Annotated in this window: 2 protein-coding genes; both read left to right on the forward strand. The window is 76.9% G+C overall.

Going from position 1 to position 25,307, the window contains the following annotated elements; genetic code table 11:
• The first annotated feature begins 561 nt into the window (after positions 1–561).
• Entirely contained in the window at positions 562–10,635 is a 10,074-nt protein-coding gene (locus RM555_RS01860; protein WP_311410119.1) for a type I polyketide synthase, read from the forward strand.
• Between the two features lie 43 nt (positions 10,636–10,678).
• On the forward strand, positions 10,679–25,288 hold the full coding sequence (locus RM555_RS01865; RefSeq protein WP_311410120.1) for a type I polyketide synthase: 14,610 nt from the start codon (positions 10,679–10,681) through the stop codon (positions 25,286–25,288).
• Positions 25,289–25,307: the final 19 nt, after the last annotated feature.

The following is a 25,307-nucleotide window of genomic DNA, read 5'->3' on the forward strand; positions in this document are numbered from 1 at the left end:
CCGCCACGGCGCGAACCCCCCGGGCTGATCCCGCCCGGGGCCCGGTCCGGACCGTCGCATGGCCGGCATCGAGGTGGTCGGCGAGGCGGCCTGCCGGACCCCGTCGATGATCTGCCGTTTCGTCCGGTATGGCGGAGGCCCTCGGCCCGACACCCGCAGGCCGGACGAGCCGCAGCCACGCCCACCGGGCGTCGTGCACGTCATGACGCCCCGCAGCCGCTACCCTGGCGCCAGGTCGCCGGTCGGTCGTCGATTCGCTCGGTGGCAAACCGATCTGCCGGAGCGCCGCTCTTATCGATCACCGCCACGCCGGGCCCACCTCCCCGCCCGGCAGTCCCTAACGAAACACGGGCTAGGGGCACCCGTAGGGGCACGCTAGGGGTTGTGACCGCCGTCCGCCGACAATTACCTTTCGTCCGGCGCGTAAGACCTGGTGGGGGCTGAAACGCTTTTTGTCTGGCAATTCGTGGTCGGCTGAATGGGCTTAGATCTTCGCGGCTTGTGGCGTCTGTGGACGGTATTGGGTCGCCTGTTTCTTTCCGGCCCGAAGAGGTGGCGTCAATGGCGACTGAAGATACGCTCCGGGAGTACCTGAAATGGGTGACGGCGGACCTTCACCAGACCAGGAGGAAGCTCGGCGAGCTTGAGGCGGCCAACCGGGAGCCGATCGCCATCGTCGGCATGGCCTGCCGGTTCCCGGGCGGGGTGGGCTCGCCCGAGGAACTGTGGGAGCTCGTCGACTCCCGCCGCGACGCCTTCTCCGCGTTCCCCGCCGACCGCGGCTGGGACCTGGCGCGGCTGTTCCACCCGGACCCCGACCACCCCGGCACGTCGTACGTCGCCGAGGGCGGCTTCATCGACTCCGCCACCGAGTTCGACGCCGCGTTCTTCGGCATCTCGCCGCGCGAGGCGCTCGCCATGGACCCGCAGCAGCGGCTGCTGCTGGAGGCCGCCTGGGAGGCGTTCGAGCACGCCGGGCTCGACCCCTCGGTGTTGCGCGGCCACCAGGTGGGAGTGTTCGCCAGCACCACCGGCCAGGACTACGTGGGTCTGCTCCAGCAGCCACCGCCCGGCACCGAGGGCTACATCCTCACCGGCACCGCGGCCAGCGTCGTGTCCGGCCGGATCTCGTACGCGCTCGGCATCGAGGGCCCCGCCGTCACCGTCGACACCGCCTGCTCGTCGTCGCTGGTCGCCCTGCACCTGGCCTGCCAGGCGCTGCGGCAGGGGGAGTGCACCCTGGCGCTCGCCGGCGGCGCCACCGTCATGTCCACCCCGTCCGCCTTCATCGGCTTCAGCCGCCAGCGGGGCCTGGCCATGGACGGCCGGGTCAAGTCGTTCGCCGCGGCCGCCGACGGCACCGCCTGGGGCGAGGGCGTCGGCCTGCTGCTCGTCGAGCGGCTCTCCGACGCGCGGCGCAACGGCCACCCCGTCCTCGCGGTCGTACGCGGCAGCGCGGTCAACCAGGACGGCGCGAGCAACGGGCTGACCGCCCCCAACGGCCCGTCCCAGCAGCGGGTCGTGCTCCAGGCGCTGGCCAGCGCCCGGCTCGCCCCGGAGCAGGTCGACGTCGTGGAGGCGCACGGCACCGGCACCACCCTCGGCGACCCCATCGAGGCGCAGGCGCTGCTGTCGACGTACGGGCAGGGTCGGCAGCCGGACCGACCGCTCTGGCTCGGCTCGGTCAAGTCGAACATCGGGCACACCCAGGCCGCCGCCGGCGTGGCCGGGGTGATCAAGATGGTGATGGCGCTGCGGCACGAGACCGTGCCGGCGACGCTGCACGTCGACGAGCCCACCCCCAACGTGGACTGGACGGCCGGCGCGGTGTCGCTGGCGACCGAGCCGCAGCCGTGGCCCGCCGGGGAGCAGCCCCGCCGCGCGGGCATCTCCTCCTTCGGCATGAGCGGCACCAACGCCCACGTGATCATCGAGGAGGCGCCCGCCGCCGACCCGGCCGCGGTGGACGCCCCGGACGGTGCCGCCGCCGCGACCGACGCGGGCACCGTGCCGGCCGCCGCCGACACCGCCCCGGTCGACGGGGCCGGCCTCGTGCCGGTGCTGGTCTCCGCCCGCGACGCCGAGTCCCTGGCCGCGCAGGCGACCCGCTGGGCCGACTGGCTCGACGGGCGCCCCGAGCTGCGGCTGACCGACGTCGGCTGGTCGTCGGCGCGGACCCGGGCCAGCCTCGAGCACCGGGCCGTGCTGCTCGCCGCCGACCGCGCCGGCCTGGCCGACGGCCTGCGCGCGCTCGCCACCGGCGGCGACGCCCCGGGCCTGGTCACCGGCGCCGGTCCGCGCGGCGGCAAGCTCGCGTTCCTCTTCTCCGGGCAGGGCGCGCAGCGCAGCGGCATGGGCCGCGAGCTGGCCGCCGCGTTCCCCGTCTTCGGCCGGGCGCTCGCCGAGGTCTGCGCCGAGCTGGACCGGCACCTGCCCCGACCGCTCACCCCGGTGCTCTTCGCGCCCGAGGGCGACGAGGCCGCCGGGCTGCTCAACCAGACCCTCTACACCCAGGCCGGCCTGTTCGCCGTCGAGGTCGCGCTGTTCCGGCTCCTGGAGAGCTGGGGGATCGTCCCGGACGTCCTGCTCGGCCACTCGATCGGCGAGCTCTCCGCCGCGCACGCGGCCGGCGTGCTGTCGCTGCCCGACGCCGCCACCCTCGTCGCCGCCCGGGGCCGGCTGATGCAGGCCCTGCCTGCCGGCGGCGCGATGCTGGCCGTCCAGCTCCCCGCCGACGCCGTCCGGGCCGCCCTGGCCGGCGTCGAGGACCGGGTCGCCGTGGCCGCCGTCAACGGGCCCACCGCGGTGGTCGTCTCCGGCGCTGCCGACGCCGTCGAGGAACTCGAACGCCGCTGGGCCGACCAGGGCGTACGCACCAGGCCGCTGCGCGTCAGCCACGCCTTCCACAGCCCGCTGATGGAACCCATGCTCGCCGAGTTCGCCGCCGTGGTGCGCGGGCTGGAACTGCACCCGCCGACGCTGCCGATCGTGTCGAACCTGACCGGCACGGTCGCCGACCCCGACGAGATCCGCACCGCCGAGTACTGGGTGCGGCACGTGCGGGAGGCCGTCCGGTTCGCCGACGGCGTCGACCAGCTGCGCGCCCTGGGTGTGCGTACGTTCCTGGAGGTCGGCCCCAGCGGCGTACTCACCGCGCTGGCCCGTGACGTCCTGACCGCCGCCGGCGCCGACGACGACACCGCCGCCGTGGCGCTGCTGCGCCGCGACCGCCCCGAGCCCGCCTCCGCCCTCACCGCCCTCGCCGAGCTGCACGTCGGCGGGGTCGAGGTCGGCTGGGCGGAGCTGTTCGCCGGCGCCGACACCGCGCGGGTGCCCCTGCCCGCGTACGCCTTCCGCCGGCAGCGGTTCTGGCCCGAGCCACCGCCCGCCGCCCCCGACACCGTGGCGGCGGACGGCGACGACGAGTTCTGGACCGCCCTGGAGCAGGCGGACGCCGACACCCTGCGCGGCGAGCTGGGCGACGACGACGAGCAGGTCCGGGCGCTGCTGCCGGCCCTGCCCGTGCTCACCTCCTGGCGCCGCTCCCGGCGGGAACGCTCCCTCGTGGACGGCTGGTCGTACCACGTGACCTGGCAGCCCGTGCCGGTCGAGGACGGCGACGGCCCGGCGGGCCGCTGGCTGGTCGTGCTGCCTGCCGACGACGCGCCGGCGTGGGCCGACGGCCTGACCGGGCTCTTCGGCGACGACGAGCCGCTGGTGCTGCGCGTCGGCGCGGCGGACCTCGACCGCGCGGCGCTCGCCGCCCGGCTGCGGGACCTCCTCGACGGCCGGCCGGTCGACGGCGTGCTCGCCGTGGTCGCCGGCCAGGACCGGCTGCTGACCGAGCACCCCGGCGTGACCCTCGCCGCGGCCAACACCCTCGCCCTGGTCCAGGCGATGACCGACCTGGACCTGGTGGCGCCGCTGTGGTGCGTCACCAGCGGCGCGGTGGCGGCGGCCCCGGGCGACCGGGTCGCGCACCCGTTGCAGACCGAGGTCTGGGGCCTCGGCCGCGCGGCGGCCGTCGAGCAGCCGCACCGCTGGGGCGGCCTGGTCGACCTGCCGGCCACCGTTGACGACGCCACCACCCGGCGGCTCGCCGCCGTGCTGGCCGGTCACGTCGGCGAGGACCAGGTGGCCGTCCGGCCCGGCGGGACCTGGGCCCGCCGGCTGACCCCGGCCCCGCCCGCGGCGGACGAGCCCCCCGCCGGCGACTGGTGCTCCGGCACCGTCCTGGTCACCGGCGGCACCGGCGCCCTCGGCGGCCACGTCACCCGCTGGCTGCTCGGCCGCGGCGCCGGGCGGGTGGTCCTGGCCAGTCGCCGGGGCACCGCCGCCCCGGGCATGGCGGACCTGCTCGACCGGTACGGCGCCGACGGGCGGGTCACCGTTGCCACCTGCGACGTCACCGACCGGAGCTCCGTGGCGGACCTGGTGGACGCGCTGCCCGACCTGACCGCGGTCGTGCACGCCGCCGGCACCGACCAGCTCACCCCGCTGACCGACACCACCCTCGACGAGTTCTCCCACGTCGTCGCGGGCAAGGTGCTCGGCGCCCTGCACCTCGACGCCTGCCTCGCCGAGCGCGAACTCGGCGCGTTCGTCATGTTCTCCTCCATCTCCGGCGTGTGGGGCAGCGCCGGGCAGTGCGCCTACGGCGCCGGCAACTCCCTGCTGGACGCCCTGGCCGTCAACCGGCGCGACCGGGGCCTGCCGGCCACCGCCGTCTCCTGGACGGCCTGGGGCGGCGAACACGGCATGGCCGCCGAGAACGTGGCCACCGAGCAGCTCAACCGGATGGGCCTGCCGCCGATCGACCCGGAGAAGGCGCTCGTCGCCCTCGACCGGGCGCTGCGCCGCCCGACGCCCTGCGTGACCGTCGCCGACGTCGACTGGAGCCGGTTCCACCCCGCGTTCACCGTGGCCCGGCCCAGCCCGTTCCTCGGCGGCGTGCCGCAGGTGCGGGCGCTCGTCGCGCAGGAGGAGGAGGCCGCCGCGCCCACGGGCGGGGTCGCCGCGCCGCTGCGCCACCTCGCGGCGCTGCCGGCGGCGGAGCAGGAGCGGGAGCTGCTGCGGCTGGTCAACGAGCAGACCGCGGCGGTGCTGGGCCACGCCACGCCCGACGAGCTGCGCGGACGCCCCTTCAAGGACCTCGGCTTCGACTCGCTGACCGCCGTGGACTTCCGGGGACGGCTGAACGCGGCCACCGGCCTGCGGCTGCCCACCACGCTGGTCTTCGACTACCCCACCCCCGCCGAGCTGGCCGCGCACCTGCGCGAGCTGGTCTCCGGCGCCGCCCCGGCCGACGCCCCGCAGACCGTCGTCGTCGACGCCGACGAGCCCGTCGCGATCGTCGGCATGGCCTGCCGCTACCCCGGCGGAGTCGACGGGCCGGAGGCGTTCTGGCGGCTGGTCGCCGACGGCGTGGACGCCATCTCGCCGTTCCCCACCGACCGGGGCTGGGAGATCCCCGAGCCGGCGGAGGGGACCCACCCCCCGGCGGGCGGCTTCCTCTACGACGTGGCGGACTTCGACCCCGCCTTCTTCGAGATCTCGCCCCGCGAGGCCCTCGCCATGGACCCGCAGCAGCGGCTCACCCTGGAGACGTCCTGGGAGGCGCTGGAGCGGGCCGGGGTGGACCCCGCGTCGCTGCGCGGCACCCGTACGGGCGTCTTCGTGGGCGCCTCCACCTCCGGCTACGGCACCGGGCTCACCGAGGTCCCCGAGGGCGTCGAGGGCTACCTGATGACCGGCGCCGCGCACAGCGTGATCTCCGGCCGGGTCGCGTACGCCCTCGGGCTGGAGGGACCCGCCGTCACCGTCGACACCGCCTGCTCCTCGTCGCTGGTGGCGCTGCACCTCGCCGGGGCGGCGCTGCGGCGCGGCGAGTGCGACCTGGCGCTGGCCGGCGGCGTGGCCGTGATGGCCACCCCCACGGCGTTCCAGGAGTTCTCCCGCCAGGGCGGCCTCGCCTCCGACGGGCGGTGCAAGTCCTTCGCCGCCACGGCGGACGGCACCGGCTGGTCCGAGGGCGTCGGCATGCTGCTCGTGCAGCGGCTCTCCGACGCCCGGCGGCAGGGCCGGCGCATCCTCGCCGTCGTACGCGGCTCCGCCGTGAACTCCGACGGCGCGTCGAACGGCCTGACCGCCCCCAACGGCCCCTCCCAGCAGCGGGTGATCCGGCAGGCCCTCGCCAGCGCCCGGCTGGCGGTCACCGACGTGGACGTCGTCGAGGCCCACGGCACCGGCACCGTCCTCGGCGACCCGATCGAGGCGCAGGCGCTGCTGGCGACGTACGGGCAGGACCGGGGCGACGCGGGCCCGCTGCTGCTGGGCTCGGTCAAGTCGAACATGGGCCACGCGCAGGCCGCCGCCGGCGTGGCCGGCGTGATCAAGATGATCCTGGCGATGCGGGAGGGCACCGTCCCGGCGACGCTGCACGTGGACGAGCCGTCGCCGCACATCGACTGGTCGGCCGGCGACGTGGAGCTGGTGACCCGGTCCCGGCCGTGGCCGGCGGTCGACCGGCCCCGCCGCGCGGCGGTCTCCTCGTTCGGCATCTCCGGCACCAACGCCCACGTGGTCGTCGAGCTGCCCACCGACGCGCCCGCCGACGCCGAGGCGGCCGACACCCCGACGCCGCCGGCCGCCGATGCGCAGGCGCGGGAACGCGCCGCCGGGCTGGTCGCCGCCGACGTGGTGGTGTGGCCGGTCTCGGCCCGCTCGACCTCGGCCCTGGCCGCGCAGGCGTCCCGGCTGGCCCGGCACCTGAGGGCCCACCCCGGCCTCGCCCCGGCAGCGGTCGGCTGGTCCCTCGCCGCGACCCGCTCGGCGTTCGACCGGCGTGCCGCGGTGCTCGGCGCGACCCCCGGCGAGCTGCTGGCCGGCCTGGACGCGCTCGCCGCCGGCACCCCGGCCGGCAACGTGCTGACCGGCACCGTCGCCAACCACGGCGCGGGACCGGTGTTCGTCTTCCCGCACACCACCCCGGCCGGCGCGGCGGCCGGACTCGTGGGCCGCTGCCCGGTCTTCGACGACACCCTCGCCGAGTGCCGGCAGGCCCTCGCCCCCTGGGTCGACGTCGACCCGGCCGCCCTGCTGACCGGCGCGGACGCCTCCTGGGGCGAGCGGCCGGAGCTGGCCCGGCCCGTGCTGTTCGCCGTCGGGGTGGCGCTCGCCGCCGTCTGGCGGCACGCCGGGCTCACCCCGGCCGCGGTCGTCGGCGACGGCGACGGCGAGGTCGTGGCCGCCCACGTGGCGGGCCTGCTGTCCCTGTCCGACGCCGCCCGCACGGTGGCGCTGCGGGCCCGGGCCGCCGCGGGCGAACTGGACCCCGACGGCCTCCGCGTCGCCCTGGCGGGGCTCGCCCCGCAGCCCGGGACCGCCCGGCTGGCCTCCACCGTCACCGGGGACTGGGCCGACGCGGCCACCCTCGGCGCCGACCACTGGGCCGGCGTGGCCGGGGGACCGGAGCAGCTCGACGCCGCCCTGCGCGCCGCCGTCGACGCCGGACACGTGACCTTCGTGGAGATCTCGCCGGAGCCGGCGCTGACCGACCGGGTCGCCGCCGTCCTCGACGCGACCGGCGTCACCGGCCACGTCCTGGAGACCCTCGCCGGGTCGGACGACGCCGCCACCCGGCTGCTGACCGGCCTCGCCACCGCGCACACCCTCGGCCTGGCGGTGGACCAGCGCCGGTTGCTGCCCGAGGCCGAGCCCGTCGACCTGCCCACGTACGCCTTCGACCGGAACCGCTACTGGCTGGAGCGCACCGGCGCGCACCGCTCGGTCCTGCCCGCCGTGGGCCTCGACGTGGTCGACCACCCGCTGCTCAGCGCGGTGGCCGACCTGCCCGGCGACGAGGGCCTGCTGTTCACCGGCCGGATCACCCTCGCCACCCACCCCTGGCTGGCCGACCACGCCGTGCTGGGCACGGTGCTGCTGCCCGGGACGGCGCTGGTGGAGCTGGCGTCCTGGACCGGCCGGCAGGCCGGCGCGGCGACCGTCGCCGAGCTGAACCTGGAGGCGCCGCTGGCGATCCCCACCGAGGGAGGGATCGACCTGCGGGTCCGTGTCGGCCCGCCGGACGAGACCGGGCACCGGCCCGTCGCCATCCACACCCGGCGCGACGACGACACCGGACCCGACGGTTCCCGCGCCTGGCAGCGGCACGCCTCCGGCCAGCTCGCCGACACCGTCGACCCGGAGCCCGCTCCGGCCGCCGTGTGGCCGCCCGCCGACGCCGAGCCGATCGCCCTCGACGGGCTCTACGCCCGGCTCGCCGCCCAGGGCTACCACTACGGCCCGGCCTTCCGGGCGCTGCGCGCCGCCTGGCGGTCGGGCCCGGACATCCTCGCCGAGGTCGCCCTGGACGCCGACGCGTCCACCGACACCACGGCCTTCTCGGTGCACCCGGCCCTGATGGACGCGGCGCTGCACGCCATCGGCGCCAGCGCCACGGCAGGCGCCACCGACGCCACGGCCGGCGACCCCGCCGGTGGCGCGTCGGGCACCGAGGGCGGCCCCGACATCCGCCCGGGTCTGCCGTTCACCTGGTCGGGCGTGACCATCCGGCCCACCCGCGCCCGCGAGCTGCGGATCCGGCTGCGCGCCACCGACGCCTCATCCGTGGCCCTGACCATCACCGACACCGGCGCCACCCCGGTCGCCTCCGTCGACGGTCTGGTCCTGCGGCCCATCTCCGGCGAGCAGCTCAGCGCCGCCCGCCGGTCGGCCAGCCGGTCCCTGCACCGCCTCGACTGGGTCGCCCCCGCCACCGGCCGCGCCGACGGCACGTCCCGGCTCGTCGCCCTCGGCGACGACTGGCCCGGCGTCGACCGGCACCCGGACCTCTCCGCGCTGGTCGCCGAGGTGCGCGCGGGCGGTCCGGTGCCCGACGCGGTGCTGGTGACCTGCGCCGGACCGGCCGCCGACGAGCCGCACCCGGCCGCCCAGGCGCACCGCGTCGCCCACCGCATGCTCGCGCTGGCCCAGCAGTGGCTCGCCGAGGAGTCCCTCACCGCCGCCCGGCTGGTGGTGGTCACCCGCGGCGCGATCCGGGTCGACCCGGACGAGCGGATCGCCGACGTGCCGGCCGCCACCGCCTGGGGCCTGGTGCGCTCCGCCCAGTCGGAGAACCCCGACCGGATCGTGCTCCTCGACGTCGACGACGACGCCTCGGCCGCCGCGCTGCTGCCGGCGGCCCTGGCCACCGGCGAACCCCAGCTCGCGGTACGCGCCGGCCAGCTCCGGGTGCCCCGGCTGACCCGGCTCGGGCCGCCCCCGGCCGAGGCGTCCGGCCCCGACCTGGCCGCCGGCACCGTCCTGGTGACCGGGGCGACCGGCCTGCTCGGGCGGCTCGTGGCGCGACGGCTGGTGACCCGGCACGACGTACGGCACCTGCTGCTGGTCAGCCGCAGCGGAGCGGACGCCCCGGGCGTCGCCGCGCTGGTCGACGAGCTGGCCGGACTGGGCGCCACCGCCCGGGTGGTCGCCTGCGACGTCACCGACCGTGACGCGCTCGCCCTGCTGGTTGACCAGCTCCCCGCCGACCTGCCGCTGACCGGCGTGGTGCACGCGGCCGGGGTGCTCGACGACGGCGTCCTGCCCGCGCTCACCCCGGACCGCTTCGACACCGTGCTGCGCCCCAAGGTCGACGCGGCCTGGCACCTGCACGAGCTGACCGAGAAGCTGGACCTGGCCGCGTTCGTGCTCTTCTCCTCGGCGGCCGGCCTCTTCGGCGGCCCCGGGCAGGCCAACCACGCGGCGGCGAACTGCTTCCTCGACGCCCTCGCCCAGCACCGGCGCGACCGGGGACTCCCGGCGCTCTCGCTGGCCTGGGGGCCGTGGGTCAACGACACCGGCGACGGCCAGACCGGGCACGTCGACGAGGCCCGGATGAACCGGGGCGGCTTCGTCCCGCTCGGCGCCGAGGAGGGCATGGACCTGTTCAGCGAGGCGCTGCGCTTCGCCGAGCCGGTGGTCGTACCGGTCAACCTGGACCTCGCCCTGATCGGCCGGCACGGGCCGGCGGCGGTGCCGCCGGTGCTGCGGTCGCTGGTCCGGCCGGCGACGACCGGCGCGGTACGGGCTGCCGAACGCGATCCCGCCGAGGCGCTGCGGGAGACCCTCGCCGCCACGGCGGAGGCCGACCGCGACCAGGTGCTCTCCGACCTGGTGCGCACCCACGCCGCCGCGGTCCTCGGCTACGCGTCGATCCGCTCGATCGACGTCGAGCGCGGCTTCGTCGAGCTGGGCTTCGACTCGCTGACCGCCGTCGAGTTCCGCAACCGGCTCAACGCGGCCACCGGGCTGCGGCTGCCGTCCACGCTGATCTACGACCGGCCGACCACGGCCGCGCTGGTCGAGTACCTGCGGGGCGCGCTGCTGGCGGAGCGGAGCACGTCCGCGCTGACGGTGCTCGGCGAGCTGAACAAGCTGGAGCACGCCATGCGGGCGGTGGCCTCCGCCGACACCGACCGGGCCGCCGTCGGCGCCCGGCTGCGTGAACTGCTCTCCCTGTGGACCTACACCGAGTCCGGTGCGGACTCCGCCGCCGACGAGGGCGCCAGCCTCGAGTCGGCCTCCGCCGAGGAGATCTTCAGCCTGCTGGACGAAGAGTTCGGCTCGGCCTGATCCGGCATGTCGCACACCTCGAACCCCGATACGGAGTGGCCCGATGCCCACTGAGGCAGAGTTCCTCGACTACCTCCGGCGTGCGACTGCCGACCTGCGCGATGCGCGTCGGCGGGTGCGCGAGGTGGAGGCCAAGGACCGCGAGCCGATGGCCGTCATCGGGATGGCGTGCCGGTTCCCGGGCGGCGTGTCCAGCCCGGCCGAGCTGTGGGACCTCGTCGACCGGGGCGGCGACGGGGTGGGCGACTTCCCGGCCGACCGGGGCTGGGACCTGGAGCGGCTCTTCAACGTCGACCCGGACAACCCGGGCACGTCGACCAGCAGCCAGGGCGGCTTCCTCTACGACGCGCCGCAGTTCGACCCGGGCTTCTTCGGCATCAGCCCCCGCGAGGCCCTGGCGATGGACCCCCACCAGCGGCTGCTGCTGGAGACCTCCTGGGAGGCGTTCGAGCACGCCGGCATCGACCCGCAGCGGCTGCGCGGCAGCCGGACCGGCGTCTTCGCCGGGGTGATGTACCACGACTACGCGTCGCGGGTGCTGGACCTGCCCGACGGCGTCGAGGGCTACATCGGCACCGGCAACTCCGGCAGCGTGGTGTCCGGGCGGGTGGCGTACACCTTCGGGCTCGAGGGCCCGGCGGTCACGGTGGACACGGCCTGCTCGTCGTCGCTGGTCGCCGTGCACCTCGCGACGCAGGCGCTGCGCCAGCGCGACTGCGACTTCGCGCTCGCCGGCGGCGTGACGGTCATGTCCACCCCGGGCACGTTCGCCGACTTCTCCCGCCAGCGGGGCCTGGCCTCGGACGGCCGGTGCAAGTCGTTCGCCGCCGCCGCCGACGGCACCGGCTGGTCCGAGGGCGTCGGCGTGCTGCTGTTGCAGCGGCTCTCCGACGCCCGCCGCGACGGCCGGCGCATCCTCGCCGTGGTCCGGGGCAGCGCCGTCAACCAGGACGGCGCCAGCAGCGGGCTCACCGCCCCGAACGGCCCGTCGCAGGAGCGGGTGATCCGGCAGGCCCTCGCGAACGCCCGGCTGTCCCCGGCCGACGTCGACGTGGTCGAGGCGCACGGCACCGGCACCACCCTCGGCGACCCGATCGAGGCGCAGGCGCTGCTGGCCACGTACGGGCAGGACCGGGGCGAGGGCGGGCCGCTCTGGCTGGGCTCGGTCAAGTCGAACCTGGGCCACACGCAGGCCGCCGCGGGCGCCGCCGGACTGATCAAGATGATCGAGGCGATCCGGCACCGGACCATGCCCGCCACCCTGCACGTCGACGAGCCGTCCCCGCACATCGACTGGTCCGCCGGGCAGGTGTCGCTGCTGACCGAGGCACGCCCGTGGTCGGCCACCGACCGGCCGCGCCGGGCCGCCGTGTCGTCGTTCGGCATCAGCGGTACGAACGCGCACGTCATCCTGGAGGAGGCGCCCGTCGACGACGCCCCGTCCACCGACGAGGCCCCGTCCGCCGCCGACGCGCCGGTGGCGCTCCCGCTCGCCCCGGTGTTCCTCTCCGCCCGTACGCCCGAGGCGCTCGCCGGGCAGGCCGGCCGCTGGGCCGACCACCTCGCCCGCGTCGACTCCCCGCGCCCGGTCGACGTCGCGGCCTCCTCGGTCAACCGCGCGGGGCTCGAACACCGCGCGGTCGTCCTGGCCGGCGACGCGGACGACCTGCTCGCCGGGCTGCGGGCCCTCGCCGCCGGCGAGCCGACCGGCACCGTCACCACCGGGGCGTCGGCCCCGCGCGGCCGGGTGGCCTTCCTCTTCTCCGGCCAGGGCGCGCAGCGCGCCGGCATGGGTCGCGAGCTGTACGCGGCCTTCCCGGTCTTCGCCGCCGCCCTCGACGAGGCGTGCGGGCACCTCGACCCGCTGCTGCCGCGCGCGCTGCGCGAGGTGCTGTTCGCCGGGGCGGGCACGCCCGAGGCGGAGCTGCTGGACCAGACGGTCTTCACCCAGGCGGGGCTGTTCGCCGTCGAGGTGGCGCTGTTCCGGCTCGTCGAGTCGTTCGGGGTCGCGCCGGACCTGGTGGCCGGGCACTCCATCGGCGAGATCGCGGCGGCGCACGTGGCGGGCGTGCTCTCCCTGGCCGACGCGTGCGCGCTGGTCGCCGCGCGGGGCAGGCTCATGCAGGCCCTGCCGGCGGGCGGCGGCATGCTCGCCGTGGCGGCCGACGAGGCCGCGGTGGCCGCCTCCCTGGCGGGGCTGCCCGGCCGGCTGGACGTGGCCGCCGTGAACGGCCCCGCCGCCGTGGTGGTGGCGGGCGACGTCGAGGCCCTCGCCGAGGTGCAGCGGGTGTGGTCCGAGCGGGGCGTGCAGACCCGCCGGCTGCGGGTCAGCCACGCCTTCCACAGCGCGCGGATGGACCCGATGCTGGCCGAGTTCGCGGCCGTCGCCGAGGGACTGACGTTCCGGCCGCCGACGATCCCGGTGGTGTCGAACCTGACCGGCCGCGTCGCCGACGCCGACCAGCTCTGCGACCCGGGCTACTGGGTGCGCCACGTACGCGGCACGGTGCGCTTCGCCGACGCCGTCGACTGCCTGCGCGCCGAGGAGGTCGACACCTACCTGGAGGTGGGGCCGAACGGCGTCCTGACCGCCATGGCCCAGAACTGCCTCGCCGAGCGGGCGGAGGACGACACCGCGCCCCTGCTGGCCCCGGTGTCGCGCCACGACCGGCCCGAGCCGCAGGCCCTCCTGGAGGCCCTCGCGCTGCTGCACGTGCACGGCGTGACCGTCGGCTGGGCCGACCTGCTCGACCGGGCCGGCGGCCGGCACCTGGACCTGCCGACGTACGCCTTCCAGCACCAGCGCTACTGGCTGGAGCCGGCGGGCCGGTGGACGGACGTCTCCGGGGCCGGCCTCGGGGCGGCCGGACACCCGCTGCTCGGCGCGGCCGTCTCCGTGGCCGGCGAGGACATGGTGGTGCTGACCGGCCGCCTGTCCACGTCGACGCACGCGTGGCTCGCCGACCACTCCGTCTCCGGCGCGGTGATCGTGCCCGGTGCCGCCCTGGTCGAGTTGGCGGTGCGGGCCGGCGACGAGGTGGGCGCGTCGCGGGTGCGGGAGTTGACCGTGGCGGCGCCGCTGGTGCTGCCGGAGGCCGGCGCGGTGCGGGTGCAGGTGCGCGTCGGCGCGGCCGACGAGGCGGGCACCCGGTCGGTGACCGTGCACTCCCAGCCGGAGGAGGCCGTCGACCCGGAGTGGGTCCGGCACGCGGAGGGTGTGCTGGAGCCGGCGTCGGCCGACGAGCCGGGCCTGGGGGAGTGGCCGCCGGCCGGCGCGGCCGAGGTGGACGTGGCGGGCTGGTATCCGGCGCTGGCCGAGCGCGGCCTGGCGTACGGGCCGGTGTTCCGGGGGCTGCGCCGGGTGTGGACGGCCGGCGGCGACGAGGTGTTCGCCGAGGTGGCGTTGCCGGACGAGGTGGCCGGCGACGCGGCCGGCTTCGGCGTGCACCCGGCGCTGCTGGACGCCGCCCTGCACCCGATCGGGCTGCTGCACGGTGCGGAGGGTTCGGGCGGGGCGCGGGTGCCGTTCGCCTTCGAGGGTGTGCAGGTGCACGCCTCGGGTGCGCGGGTGCTGCGGGTGCGGCTGTCGCGCGCGGGCTCGGCGGTGCGGCTGGTCGCGTGCGACGAGTCGGGTGCGGCCGTGGTCTCGGTGGACTCCCTGGCGCTGCGGGAACTGACCGGGGTGTCGTCGTCCCCGGACGCGTCGGCCCGGTCGCTGTTCGAGGTCGCCTGGCAGGCCCAGGAGGTCACCCCGGCCGGCGAGGTAGCCGGGTGGGCGCTGGTGGGCTCGCCCGCCGCCGCCGACCTGCCGGCGTACGCCGACGTCGAGGCGGTGACCGCGGCCGCCGGGCCGTCGGGCGTGACGCCGCGCCTGCTGCTGGTGCCGGCGGGCAGCCTGCGCCGATCCCACCACGCCGGGACGGAGACCCTCCCGGTCCACCGTGAGGCGCACGACGAGACCGCCGACCTGCCGGTGGACGCCGCCGACAACGACCCCGACGCGGTAGGCGCGGCGACCACGGCCGTGCTGGCGACCGTCCGGTCCTGGCTGGCGGCCGACGCGCTGGCGGAGTCGCGGCTGGTGGTGGTGACCCGGGGCGCGGTGGCGGTTGCGGCGGACGACCGGGTGTCCGATCTGGGTGCTGCGGCGGTGTGGGGTCTGCTGCGCTCGGCGCAGTCGGAGCACCCGGGTCGCATCGTGCTGGCGGACGTCGACGGTGACGTGGACGCCGGGCTGTTGGGTGTGCTGGCCACGGTGGCTGACGAGCCGGTGGCGTTCGGTGGTCAGGTTGCGGTGCGTGCGGGTGGGGTGTTCGTGCCGCGTCTGGTGCGTGCGGTCGCCCCGGCGTCGGACACGCCGGTCGTGGGTGACGGTGCGGTGCTGGTGACCGGTGGTACGGGTGCGCTCGGTGCGCTGGTGGCGGAGCACCTGGTGTCGGTGCACGGGGTGCGGTCGCTGGTGCTGGTGTCGCGGCGTGGCCCGGAGGCCGCGGGTGCGGGCGAGCTGTCGGAGCGGTTGTCGGCGCTGGGTGCGTCGGTGCGGATCGCCGCCTGCGACGTGACGGACCGGGACCAGGTCGGCGCTTTGGTTGCCGAGGTCGCCGCCGAAGGTCGGCTGGCGGGTGTGGTGCACACCGCCGGCGTCCTGGACGACGGGATCGTGGAGGGGCTGACGGCCGAGCGGCTGGCCGGGGTGCTGGCGCCGAAGGTGTCGGCCGGGTGGTTCCTGCACGAGGCGACGGTGTCGCTGGATCTGGATCTGTTCGTGGTGTTCTCGTCGGTGGCGGGTGTGCTCGGTTCGCCGGGTCAGTCGGCGTACGCGGCGGGCAACGCCTTCCTCGACGCCCTGGCGGTCCACCGGCGGCAGCTCGGGTTGCCGGCCGTCAGCCTGGCGTGGGGCATGTGGGACACCCCCGGCATGGGCGCCTCCCTCGACGAGGCGGACCGGGCGCGATCGACCCGGGGCGGCGTCACCGCGATGAGCGCCGAGACCGGGCTGCGGCTGTTCGACGCCGCCCTGACCGCCGACCGGCCGGCCCTGGTACCGGCCGTGATCGACCTGGCCGCCCTCCGGGCCGCGGCCGGCGCCGGCCTGGTGCCGCCGATGCTCCGCAACCTGGTCGGTACGACCACGACGCGCCGCCAGGCGGGACAGGGCACCACCTGGGCGACCCGCGTCAGCGGCCTCGCCGCCGACGAGGCGCGGGCCCAGATCGACGTGCTGGTACGCGGCCTCGTCGCGCAGGTGCTCGGGCACGGCGGCGCGGAGGCCGTGCCGGCCGACCGGGCGTTCCGGGAGCTGGGCTTCGACTCGCTGACCGCCGTCGACCTGCGTAACCGCGTCAACGCGGCCACCGGTCTCCGGCTGTCCTCGACGCTGGTGTTCGACTACCCGACGCCCCAGGCGCTCGCCGCCCACGTGCACGCCGAACTGGCCGGCGCCGCCGCCGTTCCCGCCGCGTCCGGGGCGCGGGCCACGGCCGGATTCGACGAGCCCATCGCCATCGTCGGCATGGCCTGCCGCTACCCCGGCGGCGTCGAGACGCCCGACCAGCTCTGGGCGCTGCTGGCCGCCGGCGGCGAGGGCATCGGGGAGTTCCCCACCGACCGCGGCTGGGACCTGGAGAGCCTGTTCGACCCCGACCCCGACCACCCCGGCACGTCGTACACGCGCCACGGCGGTTTCCTGTACGGCGCCGGCGAGTTCGACCCGGGCTTCTTCGGGATCTCGCCGCGCGAGGCCCTGGCGATGGATCCGCAGCAGCGGTTGCTGCTGGAGGCGTCGTGGGAGTCGTTCGAGTCCGCCGGTCTCGATCCGCAGCGGCTGCGGGGCAGCCGGACGGGTGTCTTCGCCGGCGTCATGTACCACGACTACGCGTCGCAGCTGATGGAACTGGCCGGCGAGGTCGAGGGCTACGTCGGCACCGGCAACTCGGGCAGCGTGCTGTCCGGCCGGGTGGCGTACACGTTCGGCCTGGAGGGCCCGGCCGTCACCGTGGACACCGCCTGTTCCTCCAGCCTCGTCGCGCTGCACCTCGCCGCGCAGGCGCTGCGCAGCGGCGAGTGCGATCTCGCCCTGGCCGGTGGCGTGACCGTCATGGCCACGCCCGGCACGTTCATCGAGTTCTCCCGCCAGCGGGGTCTGTCGCAGGACGGCCGGTGCAAGTCGTTCGCCGCCTCGGCCGACGGCACCGGCTGGTCCGAGGGCGTCGGCGTGCTGCTCGTGCAGCGGCTCTCCGACGCCCAGCGGGAAGGCCGGCGCATCCACGCCGTGCTGCGGGGCACGGCCGTGAACCAGGACGGCGCCTCGAACGGGCTGACCGCCCCGAACGGCCCGTCGCAGCAGCGCGTTATCCACCAGGCACTCGCGAACGCGCGCCTGACCCCGGCCGACGTCGACGCTGTCGAGGCGCACGGCACCGGCACCACCCTCGGTGACCCGATCGAGGCGCAGGCCCTGCTGGCGACGTACGGGCAGGAGCGTCCGGGGGACCGGCCGTTGTTGTTGGGGTCGGTGAAGTCGAACATCGGGCACACGCAGGCGGCTGCCGGTGTGGCTGGTGTGATCAAGATGGTCATGGCGATGCGGCACGGTCTGGTGCCGGCGACCCTGCACGTCGACGAGGCGTCGCCGCACGTGGACTGGACGGCCGGGGCGGTGGCCCTGGCGACGGAGGCGACTCCGTGGCCGCAGGTGGGTCGGCCGCGTCGGGCGGCGGTGTCGTCGTTCGGGATCTCCGGCACCAACGCGCACGTGATCATCGAGCAGCCGCCCGCCGAGCCGGTCGACGCACGCGCCGCCGACCGTCCGCGCGCCGGCGTCGTACCCCTGCTGCTCTCCGCCGTGGACGCGCCGGCGCTGCGCGAACAGGCGGCCCGGCTGGGTGCGCACCTCGCGGCGCACCCGGAGCTGGAACCGGCCGACGTCGCGCACGCCCTGGCGACCACCCGGGCCGCGTTCGGGCACCGCGCCGTCGTCCTCGGCCGCGACACCGTCGGCCTGACGCGGGCCCTGGAGTCGCTCCGCCTGGGCGAGGCCACCCCCGCCACGGTCACCGGCACCGCGCTGCGCGGCGGCGACCCGGTCCTCGTCTTCCCCGGCCACGGCGACCCGTGGCCCGCCACGGCCGTCGAGCTGCTGGACCGGTCGCCGGAGTTCGCCGCCGCGATCGCCGCCTGCGAGGCGGCCCTCGCACCCCACGTGGACTGGTCGCTCACCGCCGTGCTGCGCGGCGCGGACGGCGCCCCGCCCGCGACGGACCCCCGGGTGACGCACCCCGTCCGGTGGGCCGTGGCGGTCTCGCTGGCCCGCTGGTGGCGCTCGCTCGGCGTCCGGCCCGCCGCCGTGGTCGGGCACGCCCACGGCGAGGTCGCGGCCGCCTGCGTGGCCGGCGCGCTGTCGCTGGAGGACGCGGCGAGGACGATCGCCCTCGGCAGCCGGGCCGACGCCGACCCGGACGCGCTGGCCGGGACCACCCTCGGGGCGGCCGAGGTGCCGCTGTACTCGGCCGCGACCGGCGGACGGGTCGACACCGACGGCCTCGACGCCGCCCGCTGGTACCGGGGGCTCGCCGACGGCGTCGACGTCGACCCGGTCGTGCGCGCCCTGCTCGACGAGGGCCACCAGGTCCTCGTCGAGGCCGCCACCGGGCCCGTGCTCGCCGCCCGGATGGGGGAGACCGCGCAGGCCGCCGACGCCGTCGTGGTGGCCGCCGCCGACACCGACGCCGGCGGTTGGCCCCGGATGCTGACCGTCCTCGCCGGGCTGCACGTGCACGGCGTGCCCGTGGACTGGACGGCCGTCCTGGGGGCCCGCACCGGCCCGCCGGTGGAGCTGCCGACGTACGCCTTCCAGCGCCAGCGGTACTGGCCGCAGGCGCAGGTCACGACCGGCCCCGCCCCCGCCGGCCAGGACGAGGCGGACCGGCACTTCTGGGAGGCCGTGGAACGCGCCGACCCACAGGCGTTGGCCGCCGCCATGCGGATCGACGAGACGGCGGCCCGGTCCCTCGACCCCGCGCTGCCGCTGCTCTCCTCGTGGCGCCGACGCCGCCGCGACGAGTCCACCGTGGACTCCTGGCGCTACCGGGTGACCTGGAAGCCGGTGACCGTCGCGCCGGAGGCCGCCCTGTCCGGCGCCTGGCTGCTGCTGGTGCCGGCGGACGGCGCCGCGCACCCCCTGGTCGACGGCGTCGCCCGGGCCATCACCGAGGGCGGGGCCGAGGTCGTCCGGATCGACGTGCCGGAGACGGACCGGCAGGCGCTGGCCGAGCGGCTGGCGCGTACCGGGGCCGTCGCCGGCGTGCTCTCCCTGCTCGGCCTGGACGACGTCGCGCACCCGACCCACCCGGTGGTGCCGGCGGGCCTCGCCGGCACGTACGCCCTGGTCCAGGCCCTCGGCGACGCCGGTGTCACCGCCCCCCTGTGGTGCGCCACCACCGGCGCGGTCTCCACCGGCCGGGCCGACCCGCTCGACCGCCCCCGCCAGGCGATGCTCTGGGGCCTCGGCCGGGTGGTCGCCCTCGAACACCCGGACCGCTGGGGCGGCCTCGTCGACCTGCCCACCGAGCTGGACGACCGGGACCGGGGCCGGCTCGTGGCGGTGCTGGCCGGCGTCGACGCCGAGGACCAGCTGGCGCTGCGCCCCTCCGGGGTGTTCGCCCGGCGACTGGTCCGGGCCCGCGCCGAGCGCAGCGCGACGGGGGACTGGCGTCCCGCGAGCGGTGCCGTCCTGGTCACCGGCGGCCTCGGGTCGATCGGGGCCCAGGTGGCGCGCTGGCTGGCCCGCGAGGGCGTCGGCGAGCTGGTGCTGACCGGCCGTCAGGGCCCCGCCACGCCCGGCGCCGACGAGTTGGCGGACGAACTGCGCGCCGCCGGCGCCACCGTCACCGTGGCCGCCTGCGACGTCGCCGACCCCGCCGCCGTGCGGGCCCTCGTCGAGCGGCTCGCCGGGCAGGGCACCCGCATCGGGGCCGTGTTCCACACCGCTGGCGTCGCCCACGCCGCACCGGTCGCGGCCACCGACGTGGCCGACCTCGCCGACGCCCTGCGGGCCAAGGTGGCCGGCGCGGTCAACCTCGACGAGGTGTGCGGCGACGAGCTGTCGGCGTTCGTGCTCTTCTCCTCCGGCGCGGGCGTCTGGGGCGGCGGGCACCAGGGCGGCTACGCCGCGGCCAACGCCTTCCTCGACGCGCTCGCCGAGGACCGGCGACGGCGCGGTCGGGCCGCCACCGCCATCGCCTGGGGCGCCTGGGACGGCGGCGGCATGGTCGACGCCGAGGGCGCCGCCGACCAGATGTTCCGCTCGGGCGTCCGGGCCATGCGCCCCGACCTCGCGGTCTCCGTCCTGGCCGAGGCGCTCGACCACGGCGACACCACGCTCACCGTGGCGGACATCGCCTGGGACCGGTTCCTCCAGACCTACACGCTGGCCCGCCCCCGGCCGCTGATCGCCGACGTCCCCGAGGTGGCCCGGCTGCTCGCCGCCGGGCAGCGCGACGGTGACGGGCCCGACGCGGCCTCGCCGCTGCGTGGCCGGCTGGCCGGACTCGCCGCACCGGAACGGCGCCGCGTCCTGCTCGACCTCGTACGGGTCCACGCGGCGGCGGTGCTGCGCCTGTCCTCGCCGCAGGCGTTGGCGGCGGACCGGTCGTTCCGGGAGATCGGCTTCGACTCGCTCAGCGCCGTCGAGATGCGCAACCGGCTCGCCGAGGCGGTGGGGCTGAACCTGCCGGCGACCCTGGTCTTCGACCGCCCGACGCCCGACGCCCTCGCCGAGCACCTGGCGACCCGGCTCACCGGCGACGACACCCCGGCGGCCGAGCCCGTGCGGGCCGCCACCGCGCTGGACGAGCCGATCGCCATCGTCTCGATGAGCTGCCGTTACCCCGGTGGCGTCGCCGGCCCCGAGGACCTGTGGCGACTCGTCGCCGAGGGGCGCGACGGCATCGCGGAGTTCCCGGCCGACCGGGGCTGGGACCTGGCGGCCATCTACGACCCCGATCCCGACCGGCCCGGCACCTCGTACGTGCGGGAGGGCGGCTTCCTCACCGACGCCGCCGGCTTCGACGCCGCCCTCTTCGGCATCTCCCCGCGCGAGGCGATGGTGATGGACCCGCAGCAGCGGGTGCTGCTGGAGAGCGCCTGGGAGCTGTTCGAGCGGTCCGGCATCGCGCCGGCCGACATGCGGGAGACCAACACCGGCGTCTTCGTCGGCACCAACGGCCAGGACTACGCGACGCTGCTGATGGCCGCCCGGGTCGAGACCGAGGGCTACCAGGCCACCGGCAACGTCGCCGCCGTCATCAGCGGTCGGCTGGCGTACCACTTCGGGTTGCAGGGCCCCGCCGTCAGCGTCGACACCGCCTGCTCGTCGTCGCTGGTGGCGCTGCACCTGGCCTGCCAGTCCCTGCGGCAGGGCGAGTGCGACGTCGCCGTCGCCGGCGGCGTGACGGTGATGGCCACCCCCGGCCCGTTCCTGGAGTTCGCCCGGCAGCGGGGGCTGGCCCTCGACGGCCGGTGCAAGTCGTTCGCCGGGGCCGCCGACGGCACCGGCTGGGGCGAGGGCGTCGGCCTGGTGATGTTGCAGCGGCTCTCCGACGCCCAGCGCGACGGCCGCCGGATCCTGGCCGTCGTGCGCGGCTCGGCGATGAACCAGGACGGCGCCAGCAACGGGCTGACCGCCCCCAACGGACCCGCGCAGGAGCGGGTGATCAGCCAGGCGTTGGCCAACGCGCGGTTGACCGCCGCCGACGTGGACGCCGTCGACGGGCACGGCACCGGCACCCGCCTCGGCGACCCCATCGAGGCGCAGGCGCTGCTGGCCACGTACGGGCGGGACCGGCCCGCCGACCGGCCGCTGCTGCTCGGCTCGGTCAAGTCGAACATCGGTCACACCCAGGCTGCCGCCGGCGTCTCCGGCGTGATCAAGATGGTGATGGCGCTCCAGCACGACCTGCTGCCGCCCACCCTGCACGTGGACGAGCCCTCGCCGCACGTGGACTGGTCGGCGGGCGCGGTCGCGCTGCTGACCGAGGCGCAGCCGTGGCCGGAGGCGGACCGGCCGCGCCGGGCCGGCGTGTCGTCGTTCGGGGTCAGCGGCACCAACGTGCACGTCATCCTCGAACAGGCGCCCGCCGCCGCGCCGGCCGACACCGGGACGCCCCGGCCGGCCGACGGACCGCCGGTGCTGCCCTGGGTCGTCTCGGCCGACACCGCCGGCAGCCTGCGGGCCCAGGCGGCCCGGCTGGCCGACTGGCTGCCGGGCACCGCGACGCCCGCCGCCGACGTGGCCCGGGGACTGGCCACCGGACGCTCCCCGCTGCGGCACCGCGCGGTGCTGCTCGCCGCGGACGCCGACGCGGCCCTCGCCGGCCTGCGGGCACTCGCCGCCGGCGACGAGCACCCCGGACTCACCCGGGGCGTCGCCGAGCCCGGCGGCGCGCTGGCGGCGCTCTTCTCCGGCCAGGGCGCCCAGCACGCCGGGATGGGCCGTCGCCTGTACGAGACGTTCCCGGTCTTCGCCGCGACGGTCGACGCGGCGTGCCAGCACCTGGACGCGTACCTGCCGCGGCCGCTGCGCACGGTGCTCTTCGCCGAGCCTGGCACCGCCGAGGCCGACCTGCTCGACCAGACGGCCTTCACCCAGGCCGGGCTCTTCGCCGTCGAGGTGGCGCTGTTCCGGCTGCTCGAACACTGGGGGATCCGGCCCGACTTCGTGGCCGGGCACTCCGTCGGGGAGATCAGCGCGGCCCACGTGGCCGGGGTCCTCGACCTGCCCGACGCCTGCGCGCTCGTCGGCAACCGGGGCCGGCTGATGCAGGCCCTGCCCGCCGGCGGCGGAATGCTCGCCGTCGCCGCGCCCGAGGTCGACGTGCTGCGGGCGCTGGACGGCACGTCGGGACAGGTCGCCGTCGCCGCCGTGAACGGGCCGGCCGCCGTCGTCGTCGCCGGGGCGCAGGACGCGCTGACCGGGCTGGCCGACCACTTCGCCGGCCTCGGCGCGCGTACGAAGCGGCTGCGGGTCAGCCACGCCTTCCACAGCCCGCTGATGGAGCCGATGCTCGCCGACTTCGCGGCCGTGGCGGCGACCCTGTCGTACGCCCCGCCGACGGTGCCGCTGGTGTCGAACCTGACCGGCGCGGTCATCGACGCCGAGCAGCTCTGCACCCCCGACTACTGGGTCCGGCACGTCCGCGAGGCGGTCCGCTTCGCCGACACCGTCACCCACCTGCACGCCCACGGGGTGACCCGGTTCCTGGAGATCGGGCCGGACACCGTGCTGACCGCCCTGACCGCCGACGCGCTGCCGGCGGACGCCCCGGTCATGGTGACCGGCGTGCAGCGGCCCGGCCAGGACGAGGTGGCCACCCTGTTCGGCGCGGTGGCCCGACTGCACTGCCACGGCGTGGCCGTACGCTGGTCGCGGCTGCTGCCCGGCGCCGGCCCCGTGGACCTGCCCACGTACGCGTTCGACCACCAGCGGTTCTGGCCGACCCTCGACGCGGCGCCGGCGCACGCCCCCGCCGCCGCGCACGACGACGTCGACTCGGCGTTCTGGCGGGCCGTGGCGTCGGGCGACGGCGACGCGCTCGCCGGGCGGCTCGGCCTCGACGCGGACCGGCCGCTGCGGGAGCTGCTGCCGGACCTCGACCGGTGGCGGCGCCAGCAGCAGGAGGACACCCTCGCCGGCGGCTGGCGCTACCGGGTCACCTGGCGTCCGCAGGCCCTCGCTCCGGGTGCCGTCGACGGCACGTGGACCCTGGTCCACAGCGGCACGGACCAGCCGGTCGTCGACCGGCTCGCCGAGCTCGTCACCGCCCGGGGCGGCACCGTGCGGCAGCTCGCCGTCGACCCGGCCACGGCCGACCGCACGGCGCTCGCCGCGCAGCTGGCCGGCGCCGCGCCGACCCGGATCGTGTCGCTGCTCGCCCTCGACGAGCGACCGCAGCCCGACCACCCCGCCGTGCCGCTGGGCCTGACCGCGAACCTCGCCCTGGTGCAGGCGGTCACGGACGCCCTGCCCCCGGTGCCGCTGTGGCTGCTCACCCGGCAGGCCGTCGCCACCGCCGACGGCGACCCCGTCGTCCGCCCCGCCCAGGCCACCACGTGGGGCCTCGGCCTGGTGACCGCACTGGAGCACCCCCGGCACTGGGGTGGGCTGCTGGACCTGCCCGCGACCCTGACCCCGGCCGCCGCCGAGCACGTCCTGGCGGCGCTCACCGCCGCCGGGCACGAGGACCAGCTCGCGGTGCGCGACTCCGGCACGTACCTGCGCCGGCTGGCCCGCGCGCCCCGCGCCGAGGCGGCGGCCGACTGGCAGCCGCCGGGCACCGTCCTGGTCACCGGCGGCACGGGCGCCGTCGGCCGGTACGCCGCGGCCTGGTTCGCCCGGCACGGCGCGCGGCGACTGCTGCTGGTCAGCCGGCGCGGCGCGGCGGCCCCCGGCGCGGACGAGGCGGTGGCGGAACTGGCCGCGCTGGGCGCCGAGGCCCGGGTGCTGGCCTGCGACCTGGCCGACCGGGACGCGGTCGCCGAGCTGGTCCGTGGCCTGCGCGCCGACGGCGAGACCGTGCACGCGGTGGTGCACGCCGCCGGGGTGGGTCGGCTCAACCCGGTCGCCGCGGTGACCGGGGCGGAACTCGCCGACGTCGTCTCCGGCAAGATCGCCGGCGCCCGGCACCTGGACGAGTTCCTCGACCCGGAGCCGCTCGACCTGGTCGTGCACTTCTCCTCCATCGCCGCCGTCTGGGGCGTCGGCGACCACGGCGCGTACGCCGCCGGCAACGCCTTCCTGGACGCCTGGGCGCAGTCCCGGCCGGCCGGGGGTCCCCGGCACCTCTCGGTGAACTGGGGACCGTGGGCCGGCGGCGGCATGGTGACCGACGCGCACGCGGCGGCCATGAGCCGGCGCGGGGTGTCCCTGCTGGACCGGGAACCGGCGATGGCGGCCCTGCGCGCCGGCCTCGACGGCGACGACACCGCCCTCACCGTCGCCGACATCGACTGGGACCGCTTCGCGCCGGTGTTCGCCTCCGCCCGGCCCCGGCCGCTGATCAGCGAGATCGCCGAGGTGGCCGCCCAGGCCGCGGCGGCGCGGGCCGACGCCGAGGACGGCGACCAGGTCGCCGGCGAGCTGCGCAAGCGGCTCGGCGAGCTGTCGCAGGCCGAACAGGCGCGGCTGCTGGTGGACCTCATCCGCACCGCCGCCGGCGAGGTCATCGGCCACGACAGCCCGTACGCCGTCGAGGCCGGCCGGCCCTTCCGGGACCTCGGCTTCGACTCGCTGACCGCCGTGGAGCTGCGGGGCCGGCTGGCCCGCTCGACCGGGCTGAGCCTGCCCAGCTCGGTGGTGTTCGACTACCCGACGCCGCAGGCGCTGGCCGAGCACCTGCGGGCCGAACTGCTCAGCGAGGCCTCGGTGGAGGCCCTGCCGACGCTGGCGGAGCTGGACCAGTTGGAGAGCGCCCTCGCGCTGCGCGACCCGGACGACATCGGCCGGGTGCGGATCACGATGCGGCTGCACAGCCTGCTCGAACGACTCGGCACCGCCGAGGAACGTCGGGAGGGGACCGCCGAGGTCGCCGACCGGCTGCGGGTGGCCAGCAACCAGGAGCTGTTCGACCTCATCGACCAGGACCTCGGGCTCTCCTGAGCCGCCCGCAGACCTGTGG

This window comes from Micromonospora reichwaldensis, from assembly GCF_031845925.1.
Lineage (GTDB): Bacteria > Actinomycetota > Actinomycetes > Mycobacteriales > Micromonosporaceae > Micromonospora > Micromonospora reichwaldensis.